At 72.5% G+C, this 22935-nt stretch carries 17 protein-coding genes; 9 read left to right on the top strand and 8 right to left on the bottom strand.

Annotated elements, in window-relative coordinates:
- Nucleotides 1-32 precede the first annotated feature (32 nt).
- Nucleotides 33-464 (top strand): PPOX class F420-dependent oxidoreductase, encoded by a 432-nt coding sequence (locus ACIDOF_RS31590; protein WP_409009597.1) that lies wholly within the window; start codon nt 33-35, stop codon nt 462-464.
- Nucleotides 465-487: 23 nt separating this feature from the next.
- Here ACIDOF_RS31590 and ACIDOF_RS31595 read toward each other — a convergent pair whose 3' ends face one another.
- From ACIDOF_RS31595 to ACIDOF_RS31615, 5 genes are all read right to left on the bottom strand, one after another.
- Entirely contained in the window at nt 488-1099 is a 612-nt protein-coding gene (locus tag ACIDOF_RS31595; RefSeq protein WP_409009598.1) for a GTP-binding protein, read from the bottom strand.
- Between the two features lie 298 nt (nt 1100-1397).
- Entirely contained in the window at nt 1398-1820 is a 423-nt protein-coding gene (locus tag ACIDOF_RS31600) for a DUF742 domain-containing protein (RefSeq protein WP_409009599.1), read from the bottom strand.
- A 22-nt stretch (nt 1821-1842) separates the two neighbouring features.
- Nucleotides 1843-2280: a roadblock/LC7 domain-containing protein gene (locus tag ACIDOF_RS31605; protein ID WP_409009600.1), complete on the bottom strand. Its 438-nt coding sequence runs from the start codon at nt 2278-2280 to the stop codon at nt 1843-1845.
- Entirely contained in the window at nt 2277-4766 is a 2490-nt protein-coding gene (locus ACIDOF_RS31610) for a nitrate- and nitrite sensing domain-containing protein (RefSeq protein ID WP_409009601.1), read from the bottom strand. Before ACIDOF_RS31610 ends, ACIDOF_RS31605 begins: the two co-directional genes overlap by 4 nt.
- Nucleotides 4767-4839: 73 nt before the next feature.
- Entirely contained in the window at nt 4840-5616 is a 777-nt protein-coding gene (locus ACIDOF_RS31615) for an MHYT domain-containing protein (protein ID WP_409009602.1), read from the bottom strand.
- A 206-nt stretch (nt 5617-5822) separates the two neighbouring features.
- Here ACIDOF_RS31615 and ACIDOF_RS31620 point away from each other — a divergent pair, with 206 nt between their 5' ends.
- From ACIDOF_RS31620 to ACIDOF_RS31630, 3 genes are all read left to right on the top strand, one after another.
- Nucleotides 5823-6455: a class I SAM-dependent methyltransferase gene (locus ACIDOF_RS31620; RefSeq protein ID WP_409009603.1), complete on the top strand. Its 633-nt coding sequence runs from the start codon at nt 5823-5825 to the stop codon at nt 6453-6455.
- A gap of 231 nt (nt 6456-6686) precedes the next feature.
- On the top strand, nt 6687-7028 hold the full coding sequence (locus ACIDOF_RS31625) for a hypothetical protein (RefSeq protein WP_409009604.1): 342 nt from the start codon (nt 6687-6689) through the stop codon (nt 7026-7028).
- A gap of 178 nt (nt 7029-7206) precedes the next feature.
- Nucleotides 7207-8139 (top strand): hypothetical protein, encoded by a 933-nt coding sequence (locus ACIDOF_RS31630; RefSeq protein WP_409009605.1) that lies wholly within the window; start codon nt 7207-7209, stop codon nt 8137-8139.
- A 67-nt stretch (nt 8140-8206) separates the two neighbouring features.
- On the opposite strand, the gene ACIDOF_RS31635 is transcribed toward ACIDOF_RS31630, so the two are convergent.
- The 3 genes from ACIDOF_RS31635 to ACIDOF_RS31645 all read right to left on the bottom strand — a co-directional run bounded on the left by ACIDOF_RS31635 (nt 8207) and on the right by ACIDOF_RS31645 (nt 13522).
- Nucleotides 8207-11863 carry a hypothetical protein gene (locus tag ACIDOF_RS31635; protein ID WP_409009606.1) on the bottom strand — a complete coding sequence of 1219 codons (3657 nt, stop codon included), beginning with the start codon at nt 11861-11863 and terminating at the stop codon, nt 8207-8209.
- 146 nt (nt 11864-12009) lie between these two features.
- A complete protein-coding gene (locus ACIDOF_RS31640) occupies nt 12010-12192 on the bottom strand; it encodes a hypothetical protein (protein WP_409009607.1) in 183 nt (60 codons plus the stop codon).
- Between the two features lie 229 nt (nt 12193-12421).
- Complete coding sequence (locus tag ACIDOF_RS31645) at nt 12422-13522, bottom strand: fatty acid desaturase family protein (protein WP_409009608.1); 1101 nt, start codon at nt 13520-13522, stop codon at nt 12422-12424.
- Nucleotides 13523-13814: 292 nt separating this feature from the next.
- On the opposite strand from ACIDOF_RS31645, the gene ACIDOF_RS31650 reads away from it, so the two are divergent.
- The 5 genes from ACIDOF_RS31650 to ACIDOF_RS31670 all read left to right on the top strand — a co-directional run bounded on the left by ACIDOF_RS31650 (nt 13815) and on the right by ACIDOF_RS31670 (nt 22547).
- A complete protein-coding gene (locus tag ACIDOF_RS31650) occupies nt 13815-16793 on the top strand; it encodes a DEAD/DEAH box helicase (protein WP_409009609.1) in 2979 nt (992 codons plus the stop codon).
- On the top strand, nt 16790-18121 hold the full coding sequence (locus tag ACIDOF_RS31655) for an SWF or SNF family helicase (protein ID WP_409009610.1): 1332 nt from the start codon (nt 16790-16792) through the stop codon (nt 18119-18121). Before ACIDOF_RS31650 ends, ACIDOF_RS31655 begins: the two co-directional genes overlap by 4 nt.
- 336 nt (nt 18122-18457) lie before the next feature.
- A complete protein-coding gene (xylB, locus tag ACIDOF_RS31660) occupies nt 18458-19927 on the top strand; it encodes a xylulokinase (RefSeq protein ID WP_409009611.1) in 1470 nt (489 codons plus the stop codon).
- Complete coding sequence (locus ACIDOF_RS31665; protein ID WP_409009612.1) at nt 19924-21126, top strand: MAB_1171c family putative transporter; 1203 nt, start codon at nt 19924-19926, stop codon at nt 21124-21126. The genes xylB and ACIDOF_RS31665 overlap by 4 nt, the downstream gene beginning before the upstream one ends.
- Nucleotides 21123-22547, top strand: a complete 1425-nt coding sequence (locus ACIDOF_RS31670) for an FAD-dependent oxidoreductase (protein ID WP_409009613.1) — start codon at nt 21123-21125, stop codon at nt 22545-22547. The genes ACIDOF_RS31665 and ACIDOF_RS31670 overlap by 4 nt, the downstream gene beginning before the upstream one ends.
- Nucleotides 22548-22935 lie beyond the last annotated feature (388 nt).

A 22935-nucleotide genomic window follows, 5' to 3' on the forward strand; every position in this document is an offset into this window, starting at 1 on the left:
CCGTCGCGCTGCGGGCAAGACAGGATGGGGACATGGCACAGAAGATGACTGAGGCCGAATGGCACGCTTTTGTCTCGCATGGGACCCGTACCGGGAAGTTGTCGACCGTACGGGCCGACGGCTCGCCGCATATCGCTCCTGTCTGGTTCGTGCTCGACGGCGACGAGCATCTGCTCTTCAACACCGGTAAGGACACGGTGAAGGGCCGCAATCTGGCGCGGGACGGCCGGGTCGCCCTGTGTGTGGACGACGACCGGCCGCCGTTCTCGTACGTCGTGCTTCAGGGGCAGGCCGAGCTCATCGAGGACTTGGAGGAGGTGCGTGACGGGGCTACGCGGATCGCTGCCCGCTACATGGGCTCCGAGCGGGCGGAGGAGTTCGGTGCGCGCAATGGCGTGCCGGGTGAACTCCTTGTGCGGGTGAGGATCACGAAGGTGGTGGCGGAGGCGGGTATCTCCGACTGAGGCGTGCGGTTGCTGCGTCGGTTTCAGTTCTGGCCGACGCTGTCGAGGAGGCGGGCGGTGTGCATCCGTCCGGCGTACTCGACGAGCCTGATCAGCACTTCTTTGCCGCTGTCGCGGTCGCGGGCGTCGCACAGTACGACGGGTGTGCCGGGGTCGAGGTCGAGGGCGCGGGACACGTCGTGGGCTCCGTAATTGCGGGCGCCGGGGAAGCAGTTGACCGCCACTACAAAGGGGATGCCGCGGTGCTCGAAGAAGTCGACCGCGGGAAAGCAGTCTTCCAGGCGCCTGGTGTCTGCCAGGACGACGGCGCCCAGAGCTCCGTGGGACAGCTCGTCCCAGAGGAACCAGAAGCGGTCCTGTCCCGGAGTGCCGAAGAGGTAGAGGGACAGGCCGCTTCTGATGGTGATCCTGCCGAAGTCCATGGCGACGGTGGTGGTGGTCTTGCGGTCCACGCCTGCGGTGTCGTCGACGAACTCGCCCACCTCGCTGAGGCGTTCTTCCGTCCGGAGTGGCCGGATCTCGCTGACCGATCCGACCAGGGTGGTCTTTCCTACGCCGAATCCGCCGGCGACGAGGATCTTCAGGGCCAGGGCGCTCGTGTCGCCGGTGTCGGTGTAGAGGCGCTCTGGGGCCATGGTCACTTCTCTCTGGTGGCGTTCCTGTTGCGGTCTTCTGCTGTTGGCTGCGGGATTGCTGTGGGTCCGCAGCTGGTTGCTGCTGCGGCTTCTGTCGTGGTTTCTGTTGTGTTTTCGGGCGGGCGTGGTCTGCAGTATTTCGGTCCGGTACTCGCGTTCCGGGGCCTGGACTGTGGTTTGCGGGTTCTGATCGTCGCGAGTCCGAATGGTTCTCATATAGGGGCGCGTTCGGGCTGCGCTGTGGTCGTTTTCGCTGCGGTGGTGCGGTGTGACTCGGTCACGTTTCGCCTCGCTCTGTTCAGAGTGCGCGCAGGCCGTCGATCACCTCGCGGAGGATGCGTGTGTCCGGCAGTTGGGCCGGTGGTACGGGGCGGCTGATGCTGATGCGGCCGCGCGCCATGAGGTCGCCCAGGAGGACGCGTACCACCCCTACGGGGAGGTCGGCGCCGGTGGCGAGTTCGGCGACCGACTGGGTTTCGGTGCGGCACAGTTCGAGGAGTGCGCGGTGTTCCGGGCCGAGGGAGGGGTCTGCGCCGGGGGCTGCTGCGCCGCCGGTCAGGGTGACGAGGGCGATGAGGTCGAAGTGGGCTGCGTTCGGGCCGGGGTCGGTGCGTCCGCCCGTCATGGCGTAGGGGCGGACGACGGGGCCGGCTTCGGCGTCGTACCACTGGCTGCCGGGGCGGGGGCGCTCGCTGCCTTCGTCGCTCTGGTGGGTGTTCATGTGTGGCGGCCGTCTTTCGTGCTCATCGCGTGGTGGGCGGCTGGGCGGCGTGCCGGGGCGGGGTGCGGAGGTGCTCGCCGACGCGTTTGACGAGGCGGGCCATCTCGTAGGCGATGAGGCCGATGTCGGCGCCGGGCGTGCTGAGGACGGCGATGCACGAACCGTCTCCCGCAGCGGCGACGAACAGATAGCCCTGGTCCATCTCGACCATGGTCTGCCGCACTCCTCCGACGCCGAAGTGGCGTCCCGCGCCCTTGGCGAGGCTGTGGAAGCCGGAGGCGACGGCGGCGAGGTGTTCGGCGTCGTCCCGGCGCAGCGTGTGGGAGGAGCCGACGGCGAGTCCGTCGCCGGAGAGCACCACGCAGTGGCGTATGTCGGGGATGCGGGTCACCAAGTCGTCGAGAAGCCAGTCGAGTTGGCCGGGGTTGTCGGCGTCCGCGTGGCCTGTTCCGTCGATCATGTGCGGTCTCCTTCGTCGTGGTCGCCTCGTCGTGTCGCTGTGCGTCGGCCTCCGGGGCTTCCGGGTGGGCGGCCGCCGCCTCGGGCCCAGCCGTCGCGGTAGGCCGTCATGCGGGCCCTGACCTGTTCTGCGGTGCGTTCTTCGGGGCCCGCGTCGAGCGGGTCGGTCGGGTTCTCGGGGGTGGGTTGTTGGCGGAGTTGTGGGGCGAGGCTGGCCTGGCGGACTCGGCGGGGCAGGCTGTCGGGGTCGCCGGTGGGGGCGCTGCGGTCGGGGTGGGTGGTGTCGGTGTGGAGCTTGAGAGTGGCGATCCCGGCGTGGTCGGGCTGCCGGCGTGGCGGGCGCTGAGGGTCGGTCGGAGGGGGGTCCGGTTCGGGTCGGGGGCGGAGGGCTGATGCGCTCGAAGTGACTTGGTGAAGTGGGCTGTTGGGTGGTCGTTCGTCGAGGGTCTGCTGCAGGACGGCCGTCGGGAGCAGGACTACGGCGGTCGTGCCTCCGTACGGCGAGGTGCGCAGGTGGACCTTGATCGTGTGGCGGGCGGAGAGCCTGCTCACGACGAACAGGCCGAGGCGGTCGCTGTCGAACAGGTCCAGGGCCTCGGACTGCTCGATGCGCCGGTTGGCGGCGTCGAGGCGTTCCTTGCCCATGCCGAGGCCGCGGTCCTCGATTTCGAGGGCGTAGCCGTTGCCGACGGGTTCGCCGCTGACGCGGACGCGGGTGTGCGGGGGCGAGAACTGGGTGGCGTTTTCGACGAGTTCGGCGAGGAGGTGGGTGATGTCGGCGACGGCCGAGCCGACGACCGCTGCTTCGGGAAGGTGTTGGACGTCCACGCGCGCGTAGTCCTCGACTTCGGCGACGGCGGCCCGGACGACGTTGGTGAGGGGAACGGGTGCGCGCCAGGCTCGGCCGGGTGGGGAGCCGGACAGGATGATCAGGCTTTCGGCGTGCCTGCGCATGCGCGTGGTGAGGTGGTCGAGCCGGAACAGGTCGCTGAGTTCGTTCGGGTCGTCGGCACGGCGTTCCATGGCGTCGAGCAGGTTGAGCTGCCGGTGGACGAGGACCTGGGAGCGGCGGGCCAGGTTGACGAAGACGCCGGAGATGCCGCCGGCGAGCTCGGCGCGCTCGACGGCGGCGTGCAGGGCAGCGCGGTGCACGGTGTTGAGGGCTTCGGCGACCTGCCCGGTCTCGTCGTCGGCGGCGGGGCCCTTCGGGGCTTCCGCGTCGATGTCGAGCTCCTCTCCGGCTCGCAACCGGCGCATGGCGTCCGGGAGTTCGCGGCGGGCGATCTGCAGGGCGCTGTTGCGGAGGCCGACGAGTTCGACGACGAGGCCGCGTCCGATGCGTACGGAGATGACGAGGGAAGCGGCGACGGCGAGGAGGCCGAGGAGGACGGCTGCGCCGGCCGGGGAGAGCGCGCCCTGGGAGACGGGGTTCGTACGGCCCGTTGCGTCGCGCTGTGCGCCGCGCTCGACGGCTCGGAGACCGTCGGCGAGGTCCGCGTAGGCCTGCGGCGTGCTGTCGCCCGAGAGGGCCTCGTAGGCCTTCGCCGGGCTGGGTGCGGCGAGAGCTGCCTCCTCGGTCTTCTGCACGTTGCGGTAGGCGCCGGTGCTCTGGAGTTGGCGCCAGGCCTGTCGGTCGGCTGGGCGCAGGTCGTGTGCGGCGGTCGTGGTGAGGGTGCGGCGGGCTTCGGCGGCGCCCGCGAAGGCGTTGAGGCGCTTGCCGTCGAGGGAGCCGGTGAGGCGGGCGGAGGAGAGGAGGGTGTTCTGGCGGGCGAGCATTTCTGCGGCTTGGGCGAGTTCCAGCAGTACGCGCGCGTTCGAGCCGAGTCGGGCGTCGTGCACCCCGGTGAGGGCGCTGTTGACGCCGAAGGCGGCGGTGATGGTTTCGGTGTACTGCGCGTACGCGTCGTCCCACTTGCCGCTCTGCGTGAGTACGGTTTCGCGGAGGCCGGTGAGGGCGTCGGCCTGGGTGATGAAGTTGCGAAGGCGCTGGGCGACTTGGGGGTTGAAGTCGCCGCTGTCCGCGATGGTGTGGCCGGGCCCAAGGCGGAGTCGGTCGACGGCACGGTCGGTGGCTGCCGCGCGCTGTTCGAGTTCAGTGGCCAGTTGATTGCCGGGCTTGGTGGCGTAGCGGACGGCGGTTTCACGTTCGGCCTGAAGCGCGGTGACGGCGTCGCTGACCGGTGTGCGCACCTGCGTGTCCGCGCGCTGCACCTGACGCAGACGGGCCATGTCCTGCGCGGTGGTGACGGTGGCGTACGCCCACAGGGCCAGCAGGGAGACGACGGGCACCATGAGCAGGCAGACGACCTTGGCGCGGACAGTGCGGGGGCGGAGCCGGAATCGTGCTGCACGCGTGCGTGGTGCCGGTTCTTCCGCGGTGGGTCGGTCGGGTTGCGGGGTGGGCGTCGACTGTTCGGCGGGTTCGACGGGTGAAGTGCCGTACTCCGGTGGGAAGTCGGGGCCGGGTATGTCGCGGGGTGTGCGCATGGCCTCCTCGCTCGGGCCGTGGTGGATGGAAGCCGTGCGGTGACCGCCAGAGGTGGATCCGGGAGGCGGCGGGTCAGTGGGCAGTGGCGCTTTCGACGGGGCGCTGTGCGGATGCGGAGGCGGCGCGTTCCACGGCCGTCGGAGAGAGCGCGACGAAGGCCGACGTCAGGAACAGGTAGGAGCCGAGTCCGACAGCGAGGGGAAAGACGAACTGCATCGCCGTGGCCCCGGGCAGTGCGGCGCTCGACGGGTCGACACGCACCGTCACCGCGAACATGCCCGTGTAGTGCATGCTGCTGACCGCTCCGCCCATCACCAGGGAAGCCGCGGCCACGGCGAGCGGTGAAGTGATGTTGAGCGCCGCCCACAAGGCTGCTGTGGCGGCGACGACGGCGATCACCACAGAGAGAGCGACGAGCAGCGGCTCGTACCGCACTTCGCCGTGCAGCCGGACCGCGGCCATGCCCAGGTAGTGCATGCTCGCGACGCCCAGGCCGGTGGCCATTCCTCCGGCGAACAGTGCGCGGCGCCGGTCACGGCCGTACCCGACGACGAACACGCCCGCGCCCACGAAGAGCATCGCGACGAGGAGGCTGAGGACGGTGAGCGGCACGTCGTAGCGGATCTCGGTGCCGCTGACGCCGAACCCGAGCATCGCGACGAAGTGCATCGTCCAGATGCCGGTGCCGATCGCGGAGGCGGCGGTGATCAGCCAGTTGCGGCGGGCCCGACCGGAGGCGGCGAGGGCGCGGACGGTGCAGCGCAGCCCGAGGGCGGCGCCGATGCACGCCATGACGTACGAAAGCACGGGGGTCAGCCAGCCGAAGGCGGCGTGGTCCAGGTGTCCCATGGCCCAGGGACGCTAGACCTCAAGGGGGCGCACAGGGGGCGCAGTTCGAAAGCTGGCGGAATATGACAGCGAGATGTTCCTGAACGACCGAGCCAGGGTCGAACATGCGCACCGCACGTGCGTGCGAGGCCACGGTCGTCCACAGTCCCGGGCCGGTGCTCTGCTTCGGCGGCTCCGTTGTCAGTGGGGTGGGCAATGATGGGCTCATGAGCGAGAACACCGGCCGAGGACGGCAGACCAAGGAGTACGACCCCGCCGGGGTCCAGGAGTTCTTCGCGGCGCGCGCCGCCGACTGGGACTCCCGGTTCCCCGACGACGGCCCGGCGTACGCCACGGCGGTCGCGGAGCTCGGTCTGCGCCCCGGAGCCGCCGTGCTCGACGCGGGCTGCGGCACGGGGCGCGCACTGCCGGCGCTGCGCGCCGCCGTGGGCGCCGGCGGTGTGGTCGTGGGCGCGGACCTGACCGCCGAGATGCTGACCGCCGCGGCCGAGGCGGGCCGGGGGCGCGCAGGCCTCCTGGTGCGCGCCGACGTGTCGCGGCTGCCGATACGAACAGGCTCTCTGGACGCCGTTTTCGCCGCCGGACTCATCGCGCACCTGCCGCAACCAGCGGAGAATCTACGGGAGTTGGCGCGGGTCGTACGGCCCGGCGGACAGCTCGCGCTCTTCCACGCCGTCGGTCGGGCCGCACTCGCCGCGCGGCACGGCCGTCCACTGACACCCGACGACTTGCGCGCCGAGGCCAACTTGCGCCCCTTGCTGGCCAGTTCGGGATGGCGGATGGTGTCGTACGTTGACGAGGACACGCGGTTCCTGGCCCTCGCGGTGCGGGAGGACTGAGGTGCGCGAGGGGGTGCGGGAGGGCGGAGGTGCGGGAGGGTTGAGGGGTCTGCACTGGTTCGTGGTCGGCCTGCCTTCGCGCTTCGCGCGCGGGGGCGGTCTGATTGCGAGGCGGGGGTCGACGAGGGCGCGGGTGCACGCGGCCGCGGCAGATCGCAGGAACTCAGGGACTGGCAAAGGGAGTTGAAGGAACCAGCGCAGGACCACGGGAAGCAGGGAGGGGATCAGTACATGCGCGACAGGATCCGCAGAATCTTTCGGCGAGGCGGGCAGCACGGCTCCAGTGAGTCGGCCGCCAAGGAGGCGAAGCGGCAGCAGGCCAAGACCCGAACGAACCACAACCTCTTCGATGCGGCCGCCACCTACATATCCGCCGCGGCGGACGACGATCACGAGCGCATGGACGAGGCCGCCGGCTGGGTCTCCCCGGAGGCGCTGTCCTTCGGAGTGAGTGAACTCGCCACACGCGCGGTGCTCAACCTGGCCCGCGAACGCGGCGAGACACCAGAGGCCGTGGCGCGGGCACTCCTCGATGTACCAGCCGCGGAACGCGTGGGCGCGCGGGAGGGCTGACGCTGAGGAGTGCCCGCGCGGGCGCGGTTCGGTCTCGTCCGGCCCTGTGTGGCGTGCGGCTCGCTCACGCGGAGTGGATCAGTACGTCGACGAGCGATTTTCCGTATCACCGGCCCTCGACGCGCGAGTTACCCACTCGTTAAGGTGCGCCGACGGACGAACCGATGTGGAGGATGCCATGGCCGGGACGGGCGAGGCCGTCGCCGCCGACGACGACGCGCTGTACGTGCTCACAGCGGTGCTTCTCACGCCTGCGAAGTTCCCGAGCGTGCTCGGCGACGACTATCCGGAGGCGTGCGGAGCGCTCGGCCTGTCCCCTGCCGCCGACGGGTACGGGCTCGTGCTCGGGCAGGACGGCGACGGTGCGCGATGGACAGTGGTCGTGGACGACGTGTCCCTGGTGGCCGTGGCGATCGCGTCCTGGGACTGCGGCATGGAGTACGACCTCTCGCCGGACGACCGCACCGTCGTGGCCGCGCTGCCCGGCTGGCCGCTGGACGTGGCCGTCGCCGCGCCCGACGTGCCTGCCCCGCACGACCCCGAGCCGGACCCTGACGCGCCCGACGCCCGCGTGCTCACGCCACCGGACACCAGCACCTGGGGCCCCGCCCAACGGCGGCTCGGCGCCGACGAGATCGCCCTCCAGTGGGCGACGTGGCGGGGGCAGATCGACGACTCGGAGTTCGAGGACGCGGGGACCGGGGCGACTTCGGGCTCGGGGCCGGGCACGGGTTCGGGCTCGGGGTCGGGGTCTGCCCACGCGGGTGGCGGCGCTGACGCCGACTCGGACTCCGAGGGCGACGCCCACGCCGGGACCGGCCACGTGGAGGACTCCGCGCCTGCCACGACCGGCGTGCGGCGGGTGCTGGAGGAGGCTCGGGCATACGTCGATGCTCCGCCTCCGCTGGGGCGGGTGCGGTCGGCGTTCGCCACGCAGGACGCGCGTACGTTGCGGGCCGACGGTCCGGGCTGGTCCCTGGTCGCGCGGACCGACGACATCGCGTTCGTGCTCCTCGACGACGAGCCGGGAGAGGTGCTTCCCGTGGGCCGGGGCCCGGAACTGCCCGGCCTGTTGGAGGCCCTCGACAGGATGGCGGTACGGCCTGCCTGACGGCCTGACCACCCGGCCCGCCAAACACCAGGCGTAAGACGCCAGGCGTCACGTCAGGCGTAAGACGTCAGGCGGTGCGAGCACGGCCTTCCGCGTCGACAAGCAGCGCCTCGGCGGCCGTTTCCGGGTCCTGGTGCCGCCGCAGTGCGTCGAGTTGGGCTCGCCATGGGGCGGGCCAGGACGAGCGCTCCCCCACGGCTCGTACGAGGTCGAGAGCGAGCCGAGCCGCCTCGGGGGTGCGCCGGGCAAGGAGGTCGCGGACGGCGGTGAGGGCGACCTCGTCCCGCGTCTGCGGCGGTGAGTCGACCGCATCGCGCGGGTGCTCGGGCGACAGCGCCGCGCGCTCTTCGACGCTGCGCAGGAATCGGTCCCAGCGGTCCGGCTGGTAGCGGTGCCCGCGCAGCACGGCGCCCACCAATGCGGTCCGGCGCAATCCGGCTGCACGCGCGTGCAGCCCGACCTCCTCCAGGGCGGACGCCAGTCCGTCGATCACGTCGCCCTGCTCGCCTGCCTCGGCCGCGTCCCCGCCCGGCGCGGGACGGCCTGAAACAGGCCCGTGCACGGCGAATCGGTATCCGTAGCCGGGGCGAGCGGCGTTCTGGAAGGTGTCCGCGCAGGCGACCAGTCGGCTCAGGGCGTCGGCGCGTCCCGCGACAGAGTCCGACTCCGTTCCCGATCCGGCACGGGCTCGGCCGCCGAGTTCCGCCCACAGCGGCAGCAACAGCCTGCGTGCGCCAGGTCCTTCGGTCGGAAGACGGCCCACGGCCTCTGCCGCCGCGCCCCACACCACACGGTCTCGCTCAGGGTCGGTTATGAGGGCTGCCAGCGCGCGGAGTGCGGATTCCGGGTCGAGGGCGCTGCGGTCAGGGAGCAGCCGGCACACCCTGACGGTGGTCTCGCGGTCCGTCTCCGCCGAGCCCAGCAGGCGGATGAGGAACGACAGATACGCGTCCGGCGGAGGTCCGAGGGGCGGGGAATGGTGGTGTACGCGCGCGTGGAGCACGATTTCACGGATGGCGGGCTCGGCAACGTGGGCGGCGAGCCGGTCGGCCACATCGGGGCGGTCGAGGTGAGGGAGGAGATGGCGGGCGAGTACAGCCCGTACGTCGCAGTGTTGGCCTTCCGTGTCCCAGGCCGCGAGGAGGGCCTCGAAGGCGGCGCTGCCGGGGAGTTCGCCGAGAGCGCGGGCGGCCTCCTTGCGACTGCCGACCGGCGTACCGGGCGCCGCGCCGTCGACGCCCGTGAGGACACCGCGGAGGAGCGCGACGGCGTGGCTCGTTGGGTGGTGGGCGGTGAGCAGTCGTCGTAGCGCGGCTGTGGCGGCCCGTCCGCGTGCGCCGCCTCTGCCCGCGTGGTGGAGCAGCAGGGACGGCAACTCAGGCTGGGACGGGAGGAGTTCCTCAGTCGCGCCGAGGGCGGTGAGTGCTGCGGCAGCGACGGGTTGTGGGACATCTGTGGCTAGCGCGGCCAGGACGTCGGGGGTGCGGAGGTGGGCTGCCGCGGTGGCTCTGGTGTGCAGTGGGGCTGTTTCGTCCTGTGCCACGCGCGCGTAGTGCCGGTTTTGGGCTCGGCGCTGCTCCGGCAGCCAGCGGCGCGCAATGGTCGGTGCGATGCTCGGCACCCAGGGAGTGGCGCGTGGCCGGAGGTGGCCTGTGAGGCCGTGTTCCGCAGCCTCGAAGACCTGGTCCAGGAGGTCGGTGCGGCGGGTGGCGAGGGTGTGCAGGATGCGCGGTACGGAGGCGAACGAGGAGTCGTGGACGACGAGTTCGGCGCAGCGCTGCTCGCGCAGCCCGCGCGGCGCCACCCATGCCTCGGCGGCACGTGCCGCAAGCGCCGGGTCGTCGGCGGTCAGGGCGATGCTGTGCACGTTCTGGTCGAGTTCCGGCACATCCGGGAGGTTCGGGGCGAGGAGTCCGGCCAGCGGGACGCACAGCGTCGGGGTGTTCTTGGTGCGGGGCGCTGCGGCCTCCCAGAGCGCTTGTGCGGCGGCAGCGTCCAGCGGAAGGGGCGGTACGGGGCCTCTGCCCTGCCTGGTGGACTGGTGTCGTGGGGCGGTGAGGACTTCGCAGAGCAGTCCGGCGCTATGGGCGGCCTTTTCGTAGTCCTGTCGGGCTGCCGCGCCGAGGGTGGTGCGGCGCAGCAGTCGGTCCGCTTGGAGGAGTGTGGCTTGTGAGGTGTCGGCGGCCTGGACGGTGGCGAGGGTGACGTCGCGCAGGAGGTTTGCGGGGAGCGCGTCGAGGAGGTGCCGAGGTGTGCCGGCGAGTTGGGTGAGGGTACGGAGCCGGACTTCGTCCCGGTCGTGCCAGGCGCGCTCGCAGAGGGTGGCGATGCGCACGAACTCGGCCGGATCGCCGTTGAGTTCAGCGCTGGCGAGCAGGGCGGGCCAGGCGAGGGCGCGGTAGTGGAAGTGGGGTTGCGCGGCCACGTCAAGGAGGGCGGGTTCGGCCTGCTCCAGAGGGAGCGCGAATCCTAGACGGGTCACGGCACGCGGCCTACGCGTCCAGCGCTGTCGCCGGGAGGCGGTCAGTTCCGCGCGGTCCTCCTGCGCGAGGGCGGCGAGCGCGCTGACGGGCACCGCGTCGAGCCCTCTGCGACAGCCCTCGTCCGTCGCGCCGCAGCGACATGACGCCCGACGGGCGTCCGCCCTGCGGGTGACGCTCCGACGGCGTTCGGCAGGCGGGAGCAGCATCAGGATGCCGTCCGGCGCCACCTCGTGACGCTGACGGCCCCGAGTGCTGCGCCCGCCCGCCGTGCACCGCTCCGCCAACTCCATGAGGTCTTCCTGCGGCAACCGCTGCAGCGCCTTCCTCACGGTTCGGGGCAACGGGCCCGGCGGGAAGCACAGTTCAGCGCGGGAACTGTCGCTCCACGCCCCCCGTTCGTCCGTTTCCGCGCGTCGGGCGGCGACCGACTCTGCGGCGGCGCGCAACGCTTCGAGTACGTCGGCGGGGCGGCGCAGCACGGCGAGCGCCGCCTTACCTTCGAGCAAGTGCGGCACGGCGCGGACCAGCACCACGCCCGCGTGCGAGTCCTGTCGGGCCGTGAGGCAGACGAGGGCGCGGTAGCGGCGGTCGAAGGCCGCCAGGGCACGTCGGTCCTGCGCGACGAGTTGCTCGTACCGGTCGGCGATGTGGCGGGCCACCGCCATGGGTGCCGTGCGGGCGAGCGTGCGGAGGACGCCGTGCGGTGGTTCCAGGCGGGGCAGCCAGGTGTCGGCCGTGGCGGCGGAGCAGGCGGTGAGGAGCCGCGCCGCGTCGTCTGAGCCGTACTGGTCGTACACGCGCGGCAGCAGCGCTTCCGCCAGGGCCTGGCGTCGGCTGCGCTTCAGGACGCGGTACGTGTCGTGGCGCAGGGCCCGGATCGGGCTCAACGCCAGTTGTTCCAGGGGCGGTTCGGGTACGGGGAGTCGGGTTGCGGCGGACAGGGCGCGTCGGCGCAGCTGAGGGTCGGCCAGGGCGGCTGACACGGTGGTCAGGTCGCGGCGGGCGACGGCGAGGAAGAGTGCCGTGTGCCGTTCGTGGTCGTTGCCCGCGTCGAGGGCGCGGTGCAGGGCGGTGTAGGCCGCCGGTGTGAGGGCTCGGGCGTAGCGTGCCAGGGCACTGGTCCGAGCGGGGAACGGCAGAGGGTCGAAGTGGGCGCTGAGCCGGCCCGGTGTGACGGGCTGCGGCGCGGGCGTCGACGGCTGCTGGGGTCGTCGGGGCTGAGGGGATGCGGGTGTGGCCATCAGCGATCACCGTGGGATCGCCGGGCCTCCTTTCCGGAAGTCATGCGGTACAGGATGGTGCCGGGGGTGCGGGTGGGCAACTTGTTTTTTCCAGGCGGAAGTTGTGCTCGCTCCGCCTGGTCGTCCGGCCACCCGCACCAGGTCGATCAGCGTCCGATCTCACGCCGCCGTATGCGCCGGAGTCTGCGGCGCTGGGACGGGTCGAGCGTGAGGTACGCCGCTGTGGGGACGCCGACGATGATCAGGACGACGGCCCACAGAGGCAGCCAGATCCACAGGAACAGGCCGAGCGCCACGCCCCCGATGGCGATCTTCGCGTTGTTCGACATGTCTGTCGCCTCCTCTGCGGCCCGCGCCGCGCCGTGCGGACGCTGCCGCGCTCTGCGTGCCGTCCCCGGTCTGCGACCGCCTTCGTACGGAGAACGCAGCCGAGCACGTGCTGGTTCCAGTCTCCCTCCGCGGGCCCCCGTGCTGTCGAGGTTCCCGGCCCCTGATCCGACCCTGACTTGTCCCGGAGTCGAGCCCCGAGCCGAACCCTGAGTCGGCTCGACCGCAATCTCAACGCCCCGCGCGAACCGGTTCCCCCACCTCGCGGAGGTGCCGCAGTGCCTGCCGGTACGAGTCGACGAAGCTCGTCTCGGCGTACGGGAGGTCGAGGCTGCGGCAGTGGGCGCGGACGAGCGGCCTGGCGAGGCGCAGGTGGGGGCGGGGCATGTTCGGGAAGAGGTGGTGCTCGATCTGGTAGTTGAGGCCGCCGAGGAACCAGTCGGTGACCGCGCCACCGCGGATGTTGCGGGACGTGAGGACCTGGCGGCGCAGATGGCCCCAGCGCTCGCCCGTGCCGTCGGGCATCTCCATGCCTTTGTGGTTGGGCGCGAAGGCCATGCCCAGGTGGAGGCCGAACAGCGCCTGGTGGAGCAGCGCGAACGAGAGGGCCTTGCCGGGCGGCAGGACGGTGAGGAGCAGAGCCGCGTACCCGCAGGCGTGGGCAAGGAGCAGGGGCGCCTCCACGGCTCGCTCGCGCGGTGACTGCCGGCGAAGGTCGCGTACCCCCTGCACCTTGAGGTTGATGCCTTCGAGCAGGCACAGCGGGAAGAACAGCCAGGCCTGGTGGCGGGTGAGCCAGCCGCCCCGTCCGGTACGGCCCTCCGCGTGTGCGGCGGCGAAGACCAGGACGTCGGGGGCGACGTCGGGGTCCTTCTCCAGGTGGTTGGGGTTGGCGTGGTGGCGGTTGTGCTTGTCGTTCCACCAGGCGGCGCTCATGCCGAGGAGGAGGTTGCCGTGGATCAGGCCGATGATCCGGCCCGCGCGGCGGCTGCGGGTGATCTGGGCGTGCCCGGCGTCGTGGCCGATGAAGGCGGTACGCGCGGAGAACACGGCGAGCGGTACGGCGAGAAGCAGTGCCCACCAGGTGTCGCCCACGGTGAACAGGGCGGTGACGATCGCGGCGAGGGCCGTGGCGTTGGCGGCGATGCCCAGCGCGTACCAGCCGGTGCGGCGCTCCAGGAGTCCCTGTTCGCGCACGGTGCGGAGCAGGGGCGCGAACTCGCTTCCGCTGCCCGTATCAGCGGCCCGCGCGGAACTCGCCTCGGTCGCCTCCTGTGGTTCCCCTGTTTCCGCTGGGCTGGGCTGCGGTTCCAGCAGGCTGGGCTGCGGCATCAGACGTCTCCGGTCCATGGTGTGAGGTGCGGCGATGGTGGACTCGAACGTACGGAGACGTGACCGTGCGCAACCATGGGACGACCACCCGTATAGGGGCGGGGGTTCTCCTGCCGCGGGGTAGGGGTTTCCCTCCGCAGGGCGGGGGTTTTCCCCAGGGTGCGGGCGCGGTCGAGCCGACCCGAAGAGAGAGTGACCACAGTCACATCACATCCGCTGGCGCGAACCTCGCCCGGCGGAGTACCCTCGGCGACTCGCTCCGGTAGTCAAATTTGAGGAATCTGACATCGCTGTGCACAGGCCACCCTCAGCCACACTCTCCGAGATCCTTGAACTCTCCTTCTGTAGTGCCGTTTTTCTGCCGGGAGACCCGGCACGTACCGGTCGTGTGGCGTTCTGGCACACCGACGGCCAGGAACCGCCGGAGGCCGGGATCGGCACCGTGGAGGCCCTGACCGTCGCCCTGCCCACAGCGACCGGAGCCGGATCGGTGGAGCTCGTCCACGTACCCGCGCGGTTCCTGTCCGTACGAGAGGCGCTGCCTGTGCTGACGCGGGCGCGCACCCTTGAAGAGGCTGATTCGGCCTCCGCGTTCTGGGGTGCCGCTTCGGTCTGGGGGTTGCAACTCGTCGCGCGAGGGCTGCTGTTGCCCGGTCTCTCGGCCGACGACCACGACGCCTGGCGCGTGGGCCCGCTGACCGCCGACGACCTGCGGCTGCTTCGCGACCTGGCCGCCGCGATGCCGCCCGCGGCACACGCCGTGCCCCTCGAAGCCACCGAGCGCCCTGGACCCCCCTCCGTGCCGCTCCTGCCCGACCCCGAGGGCCTCCTGCGGGCGTTCCTGGATGCCGTGGCGGACACGCTGCCTCGCTCCCCCGCCGCCGAACTGGCCACAGGGCAGCGGGCGTTCGCGGTGGACGCGCCGCAGCGGATGCCCGAGCAGCGGGAGTGGGCCGCCGATGTGGCGGCCGGGCAGGACGCGGGCGTACGGGTCTCGCTGCGGGTCGAGCTGGGCGGCCTCACCAGCGGCGACCTCGCCGACGGAGACCTCACGAGCGGCGGCCTCCCGGACAGCGAGGCCGCCGACCAGAGCGCCCCCGACTCCCCCAAGCCCCCCGGCGCCTTCCGCGCCGTCCTGCAGATGCACAGCGTCAGCGACCCCGGGCTCGTCGCCGACGCGGCCGACGTGTGGGCCGAATCGGGGCCCGCCGCGCGGTCGTTCGGGCCGCGGGCCAGGCTCGACGCGCTACTCGCGCTGCGTCGCGCCGCGCGTGCCTGGGCGCCGCTCGGGCCGCTTCTGTCGGCCACCGTGCCGGACGCGGTGGAGCTGGTCGACGAGGACGTGACCGAGCTCCTCGGGTCGGCGTCGCGCACGCTCGCCGCAGTGGGCGTCGACGTGCACTGGCCGCGAGAGCTGGCGCGGAAGCTCACCGCGCGTGCCGTCATCGGCGCCCCCGAGTCGGATACCGACCCGGGCCGCGAGAACCGCGAGAACCGGCTCAGCGACGGCACGCCCTCCTATCTCTCCGCGGACGCTCTGCTCTCCTTCAACTGGCGGTTCTCGCTGGGCGATCAGCAGCTGACGCGCGAGGAGCTGGACCGGCTCGCGGAGTCCGCCCGGCCGGTCGTACGGCTGCGCGACCAGTGGGTGCTGATCGACCCGGAAGAGGCACAACGCGCGCGTGCCGAGCAGGACCGCAAGATCAGCCCCGTCGACGCGTTGAGCGCCGCGTTGACCGGTTCGACGGAGGTCGGGGGACGCCGGGTCGAGGTGGAGCCCTCCGGGTGGCTGGCGCGGCTGCGGGAGCGGCTCGCCAACCCGGAGGCGGCCGAGCCCGTGGAGCAGCCGGCGGCGCTCGCCGCGACGCTCCGCGACTACCAGCTGCGCGGCCTCGGCTGGCTCGCCCAGATGACGTCGCTCGGCCTCGGCGGCTGCCTCGCGGACGACATGGGCCTCGGCAAGACCATCACGCTCATCGCGCTGCACGTGCATCGGCAGCAGGACGACACGTCCGCCGGGCCGACGCTGGTGGTGTGCCCGACATCGCTGATGGGCAACTGGGAGCGAGAGATCAGGAAGTTCGCGCCCGGCACCGCCGTCCGCCGCTTCCACGGCAGCACACGCAGCCTCGACGACCTGGCGGAGGGCGAGTTCGTCCTCACCACGTACGGCACGATGCGCCTGGACTCGGAGCGGCTTGCGGGCGTCACCTGGGGGATGGTCGTCGCCGACGAGGCGCAGCACGTCAAGAACCCGTTCTCCGCGACCGCGAAGGAGCTGCGCAAAATCAGGGCCCACGCGCGCGTGGCGCTGACCGGCACCCCGGTGGAGAACAACCTGTCCGAGCTGTGGGCGATTCTCGACTGGACCACGCCGGGTCTCCTCGGCCGCCTCGGCACGTTCCGGTCGCGGTACGCGCAGGCCGTCGAGGGCGGCGCCGACCCGGCGGCCGCGGAGCGGCTGTCCCGGCTGGTGCGGCCGTTCCTGCTGCGGCGCCGCAAGTCCGATCCCGGCATCGCCCCCGAGCTGCCGCCGAAGACCGAGACGGACCGCGCCGTGTCCCTCACCAAGGAGCAGACGGGCCTGTACGAGGCGGTCGTACGGGAGACGATGGCGGCGATCGCCGAGGCCGACGGGATGGAGCGGCGCGGCCTCGTCGTGAAGCTGCTGACCGGCCTGAAGCAGATCTGCAACCACCCGGCGCAGTACCTCAAGGAGGAGCGGCCCCAGGTGGCGGGCCGTTCGGGGAAGCTGGAGCTCCTCGACGAGCTGCTCGACACGATCCTCGCCGAGGACGCGAGCGTGCTGGTGTTCACGCAGTACGTGCAGATGGCGCGGCTCATCGAACAGCACCTGTCCGCGCGGGGCGTGCCGAGCCAGTTCCTGCACGGCGGTACGCCCGTACCGGAGCGGGAGGCGATGGTGGAGCGGTTCCAGGGCGGTGAAGTGCCGGTTTTCCTGCTGTCGTTGAAGGCCGCGGGCACGGGCCTGAACCTGACGCGGGCCGAGCACGTCGTGCACTACGACCGCTGGTGGAACCCCGCTGTGGAGGCGCAGGCCACGGACCGCGCGTACCGCATCGGGCAGACGCAGCCGGTGCAGGTGCACCGGCTGATCGCGGAGGGCACCGTAGAGGACCGGATCGCGGCGATGCTGGAGCGGAAACGCGAACTGGCCGACGCTGTGCTCGGTTCCGGCGAGGCGGCGCTGACCGAACTGACCGATGCCGAGCTGGCCGACCTGGTGGCGCTTCGAGGGGGTACGCGATGAGCGGTGGACACGACGAGCTGGACGACTTCCACGACGACGCCGAACAGGCCGCGGAGGAGCGGACGTTCGCCGCGATGCCGCCGGCGCACGGGCGCGGGTTCGCGGTCACCTGGTGGGGGCAGGCCTGGCTGAAGGCGCTGGAGGACACGGCGTTGGACACGGCGCAGCTCAAGGCGGGCCGCAGGCTGGCACGCGCGGGCGCGGTCGGCGCGGTGTCGGTGCGGCCGGGGCGGATCACGGCCGTGGTGAGCGACCGGGACCGGACAGGGCACCGCTCGGACGTGCTGCTGCAGCGGCTCGGCGACGACGAGTGGGACCGTTTCCTCGACATGGCCGTGGAGCGGGCCGGGCACATCGCCGCGCTCCTCGACCGCGAGATGCCGCCGCTGCTGGTGGAGGACGCGGCGGCGGCCGGGGTGGAACTCCTGCCGGGGATCGGCGACTTGGAGCCCGAGTGCACCTGTGAGGCGTGGGACCACTGCGCGCACACGGCGGCGCTCGCCTACCAGTTGGCGCGGCTGCTCGACCAGGACCCGTTCGTGCTGCTCCTGCTGCGCGGCCGGGGCGAGCGGGAGCTGCTCGACGAGCTGCAGGTGCGGAGCGTGGCCCGCGCGGCGGCCGATCAGGGCGAGCCCGAGGAGGCACCTGAGGGGCCCGCGGAGGCGCAGGGGGTGCGGGCCGACGAGGCGTACGCGACGGGCGGGATCCTGCCGCCGCTGCCGGCGCTTCCCATGCTGCCCGAGGAGCCCGGTACGCCGCCGTCCCTGGACACGGAGACGGCGCCCGCGCCCGGAGTGGACGCCTCTGCCGTGGAGTTCCTGGCGACGGTCGCCGCCGCAGACGCGCACAGGGCGCTCGCCGAGGCTCTGACGCCCGGCCATGCCCGTACGGCCGCGGAAGGGCCGCTGACGGCCGCTGAGGACGCCGTACGGCTCGTCGCGGACGCCGGTCCCGACCCGGACGTACGCGTGCTCGCGCGCCTCGCCGACGGCACCGGGCGCGACCGGGAAGGTCTCCGACTGGCCGTGCGCGCCTGGCAGTCGGGCGGCGCGGCGGGGCTCGCCGTGCTGGAGGACGAGTGGAGCCCCGAGGCAGAAACGGCTGCACGCGCGCGTGCCGCGCTCGACGAATCGTGGGACGAGGGTGAGCGTCCGGTGCTGCGGGCGGCCCAGAACCGGTGGACGGTGTCCGGAACGGGTGCGCAGCTGCGGTTGGGGCGTGACGGGCGGTGGTGGCCTTTCCGCAAGGAGCGCGGGCGATGGGTCCTTGCGGGGCCCGCTGCGCACGATCCGGCCACGGCGCTGGCGGCAGCCGTCGGGGAGGAGTAGCGGCAACGGGCAGGCGCGGCAGGGCTCACTCTTTGGGCGAAGGCTCACAGCCTGGACAAGGCTCACGCCCTGGGCCAAGGCTCACCGCCTGGGCAAGGCTCACGCCCCGGGTAAGGCCCCCTCGCAGTCCCGTAACAGCCCGCCTGGCCCGGAGAAGTCACTGCCCGGCGCCGCAGAGACCAGCCACAGCGGGCCGCCCGCAGAAAGCGGCTCCGATCGCGTCGCAGGCTCGACCGCCCCCAGGGGCTGAATTTGCTGGCCACGCCCCATTAGTATCCGGGGCGCCGCGCCCTGCACCGGGGCGCCCGGGTTGGCCGCGTCGCGATCGGAGCCGTCATGTCAGCAGTCGATGGACCGCTGGTCGTGGGCGTGGACAGTTCCACGCAGTCGACCAAGGCGCTCGTCGTGGACGTGGCCACCGGGCGGGTCGTGGCGAGCGGGCAGGCACCGCACACCGTGTCGTCGGGCGCCGCGCGTGAGAGCGATCCCGAGCAGTGGTGGCAGGCGTTGACGGAGGCACTGCGACAGTGCGGTGATCCGGCGCGCGAGGCGGCCGCCGTGTCGGTGGGCGGGCAGCAGCACGGCCTCGTGACGCTCGGCGCCGACGGCCGGCCCGTACGGCCCGCGCTGCTGTGGAACGACGTGCGGCCCGCGCCCCAAACCGCCAGGCTGATCGAGGAGTTGGGCGGCGCGGAGTGGTGGGCGGGGCGCATCGGAAGCGTGCCCGCGCCGGCGTTCACGGCGCCCAAGTGGGCGTGGCTGCGCGAGCACGAGCCGGACGCGGCGGCCGCGACGAAGGCGGTGCGGTTGCCGCACGACTACCTCACGGAGCGCCTCACCGGCGAGGCCACCACCGACCGCGGCGACGCCTCCGGCACCGGCTGGTGGGCCGCCGCCACCGAGACGTACGACAGTGACGTGCTGTCGGCGATCGGCCTCGAGCCGGCGCTGCTGCCCCGCGTGGTGCGGCCCGGCGGCGCGGCGGGCACCGTACGCGCCTGTGCCGAACTTCCCTTCGCGGAGGGCGTTTTGGTCGCGGCGGGTACGGGTGACAACGCGGCCGCGGCGCTCGGGCTCGGGCTGCGTCCCGGCACGCCGGTGGTGAGCCTCGGGACGTCCGGCACGGTGTACGCGGTGTCGCAGGAGCGGCCCGCCGATCCGTCCGGCACTGTGGCGGGTTTCGCGGACGCGCGCGGGGACTGGCTGCCGCTGGCCTGCACCCTCAACTGCACGCTCGCCGTGGACCGCGTGGCGGCGCTGCTCGGCCTGGACCGGGAGGCGGTCGAGCCGGGCGGAGGGGCCACGTTCCTGCCGTTCCTCGACGGGGAGCGCACCCCCAACCTGCCTGCCGCGTCGGGCCTGTTGCACGGCCTGCGGCACGACACCAGCGCGGGCCAGCTGCTGCAAGCGGCGTACGACGGGGCGGCGTTCGCGCTCCTCAGGGCGCTGGATCTGGTCCTCGGCCCGAAACAGGGCACCGTCCCCGAAAGCGACGGCGCCCCCTTGCTGCTGATCGGCGGCGGGGCGCGCGGGGCGGCGTGGCAGCAGACCGTGCGCCGGCTGTCGGGGCGCGCGGTGCAGGTGCCGCAGGCGCGCGAGCTGGTGGCGCTCGGTGCGGCCGCGCAGGCGGCGGGACTGCTGACCGGCGAGGACCCGGCCGAGGTCGCCCGCCGCTGGGACACCGCGCGGGGCCCGCTCCTGGAGCCCGTACGCCGCGACGAGGAGGCCCTGGAGCGGCTCGCTGCGGTGCTGGGGGACGCGGGCCCGCTGCTCGGCGCACAGGGCGGCTCGGGGGCGCGCGCGTGAGCCCCGGCGACTACTACATACCGGCGTACGTCCTCGGCTTCGCCCTCGCGCTGAAGCTGCCCGCGCTGATCAGGAACTGGCGCGACCCGCTGCTGTGGTCGCTGTGCACGCTGATCTTCCTGGCCGCTCTCGTCTTCACGTTCGCCGCGCCCCCGACCATCGAGATCGTCAACTCGTCGTCGGGGATCCCGAATCTGGCCGCGCCGGTCACGTACTCGATCCTCAGTGCGCTCAGTGCGTCCTGTTTCGTGCTGCTGATCTGCTGGCACAGCGGCGACCAGGCGACCGTGCGGCGCGTCACCCGGTGGTGCGCGGGCGGGTTCCTCGCGGTGTCGTCTGCGCTGTTCGCGCTGTTCTTCCTGGGGCACGCGCCCGTGGAGCGGCTGCAGGACTTCGACACGTACTACGCCAACTCCCCGTACATCAGGGAGATGATCCTGCTCTACCTGGTGGCGCACGGCGCGTTCTGCGTGGGCATGAGCGTGCTGTGCCTGCGCTGGTCGCGGAAGGCGTCGGGGTGGCTGCGGGGCGGGCTGCTGGTGCTCGTGTACGCGTTCGCGATCACGCTGGGGAACGCGCTGTGCAAGCTGACGGCGGTGGTGGTGCGCTGGTACGGCGTCGACTGGGACGTGCTCAGCACGTCGATCGGGCCGCCGCTCGCCGCTGTGGGCGGGACGTTGTGCCCGGCCGGTTTCCTGTTGCCGATGGCGGGCCCGCAGGTGGTCGGCAAGTGGCGGGACTGGCGCGCGTACCGGCAGTTGGGGCCGCTGCTGCGGGAGCTCGACTCGGCGTCGGCGAACGGCCCGCACGAGGTGCCGCTCGGCCCGTTCGCGCCGCTGACGATGCGCGTGATGCAGCGTGAGACGGCCATCCACGACGCTCTCCTGCGTCTCGGCCCCGCCTTCGACGGCTCGGTCCGTGAGCGGGCCAAGGCGGCCGCCAGGAGCGCGGGAGCGGCCGAGCGGGACGCGGAGGTCGAGGGCGCTGCGGCGATGATCGCGGTGGCCGCGCACCTCGAACGGGTCGCTCCGGACCGGCCGTCCGCGGGCCGGGACGTGCCCGCACGGCCCGGTGGGGCGCACGAACCGATCCCCGCGGACGAGAGCGATCTGCGCAGGATCTCGCAGGCCATGCGTCATTCGACGGTCGTGGCCCGGTTCCGCCGGGAGGCGGCCGAAGAAGAAGGACAACACGTATGAGCACGTTCCCCCGCCCTCGCCCCCGCCGCGCCGTAGTGATCGGCGGCGGCCTGACCGGCACGCTGGCCGCCGCGGCGCTCGCCGAGCAGGTGGACGAGGTGACGGTCGTCGAGCGCGACACCCTGCCGCGGGAGCCGTCGCCGCGGAAGTCCCTGGCGCAGGCGCGGCACGCGCACATCCTGTGGTCGGGCGGCGCCCGCGCGATGGAGCAGCTGTTACCCGGTGTCGTCGACGAGTGGCTCGCCGCGGGGGCGCGGCGCATACCCTTGCCGTCTGCGCTCGTGTCGATGACGCCGCAGGGCTGGTTCCGGCGGGGCGACGCGGAGATGCAGTTCCTGATCTCCTGCACGCGCGACCTGCTGGACTTCTGCGTACGGCGGCGGGTGCTCGAACTGCCGCAGGTGCGGGTGCTCGAACGGACTTCGGTCTCGGGCCTGCTGGGGTCCGCGGGGCGGGTGCGCGGGGTGCGGGCGCACTCCGTGGACGGTGGTGTGCAGGAGTTCCCCGCCGACCTGGTGGTGGACGCCTCGGGCCGCGGCACGCGCGTGGTGCAGTGGCTCTCCGGGCTCGGCGTCGGTCCGGTGCGCGAGGCGGAGGTGGACGCGGGAGTGCTGTACGCGAGCCGCCTGTACCAGGCTCCGCCCGGCGTCGGCGACTTCCCGCTGGTCAATGTGCAGCCGCAGGCCAACAGGGGTACGCCGGGGCGGGGTTCGATCATCGCGCCGGTCGAGGGCGGGCGCTGGCTGGTCACGTTGTGCGGCACGCGCGGTGCACATCCGCCGCAGTCCCCCGACGGGTTCGAGCGGTTCGCGCGCGAGGTGCGCGATCCGGTGGTGGGCGACCTCATCGCGCATGCCGAGCCGCTGGGCGACGAGGTCACCTTGTCGCGCAGTACGTACAACAGGCGCCGCTTCCTGGAGAAGGCCCGGGGTTGGCCGGAGGGTTTCGTCGCGCTCGGGGACGCGGTGGCGACGTACAACCCGGTGTACGGGCACGGCATGTCGGTGGCCGCGCAGGGGGTGCTCGCGCTGCGGGCGGAGCTGCGCAGGAACGGGCCGCAGGCGCTGGGCCTCGCGCGCCGTGTGCAGCGGGCGGTGGCCCGGCCGATCGACATGGCGTGGCAGATGGCGGCCGGGCAGGACGTGCTCTACCCGGACGCGACCGGGCCGCGGCCCACGCTCCTGGAGCGCGCCGGGCAGCGCTACATCGACCGCCTCACCGCCACGGCGACGTCCCGTCCGTACGCGACCCGCAGCCTCCTGGAGGTCATGACGCTGTCCGCCCCGGCGACGGGCCTGTTCCGCCCCGCCCTCGTCCTCACCGCGCTCCGCGGCCCGAGCCGTGCGCCGCTCACCGCACCGCCGTTGACGGCGGAGGAACGCGCCTCGGTGCAGTGCGACCGGCCGGGGTCGCCGGCGTAGACGCGGTCGCCGGCGGGGCACGCGCGCGTGGAGGCCGTTTTCGTCGGGCACCACGCGCGCGTGGCGGTTGTTCTCGTACATCTGGCACGCGCGCGTGGAGGGCCCCTTCGTACGCTCGCCACGCGCGCGTAGAGACAGATCACGAACGCTCGCCACGCGCGCGTAGAGACGGATTCCGCACGCCCAGCACACGGGCGTAGAGGCGGGTTTCGTCCCGTCAACCGCCCCGTCAACCGCCCCTCACAGAGCCCGATTTCGTGGGCGTACGCGTGCGTGACGGGCCGTCCGCGCGGGCACAACCCGATCGTGCGGCCGATTGCCGTCATTGGGCGGGCCAATGATTCCGTGCGGGGCTGTGGCCTGCCCTCTTCCGCCCCAACGCCCGTGC

This window comes from Streptomyces sp. Da 82-17, from assembly GCF_046098215.1.
GTDB lineage: Bacteria > Actinomycetota > Actinomycetes > Streptomycetales > Streptomycetaceae > Streptomyces.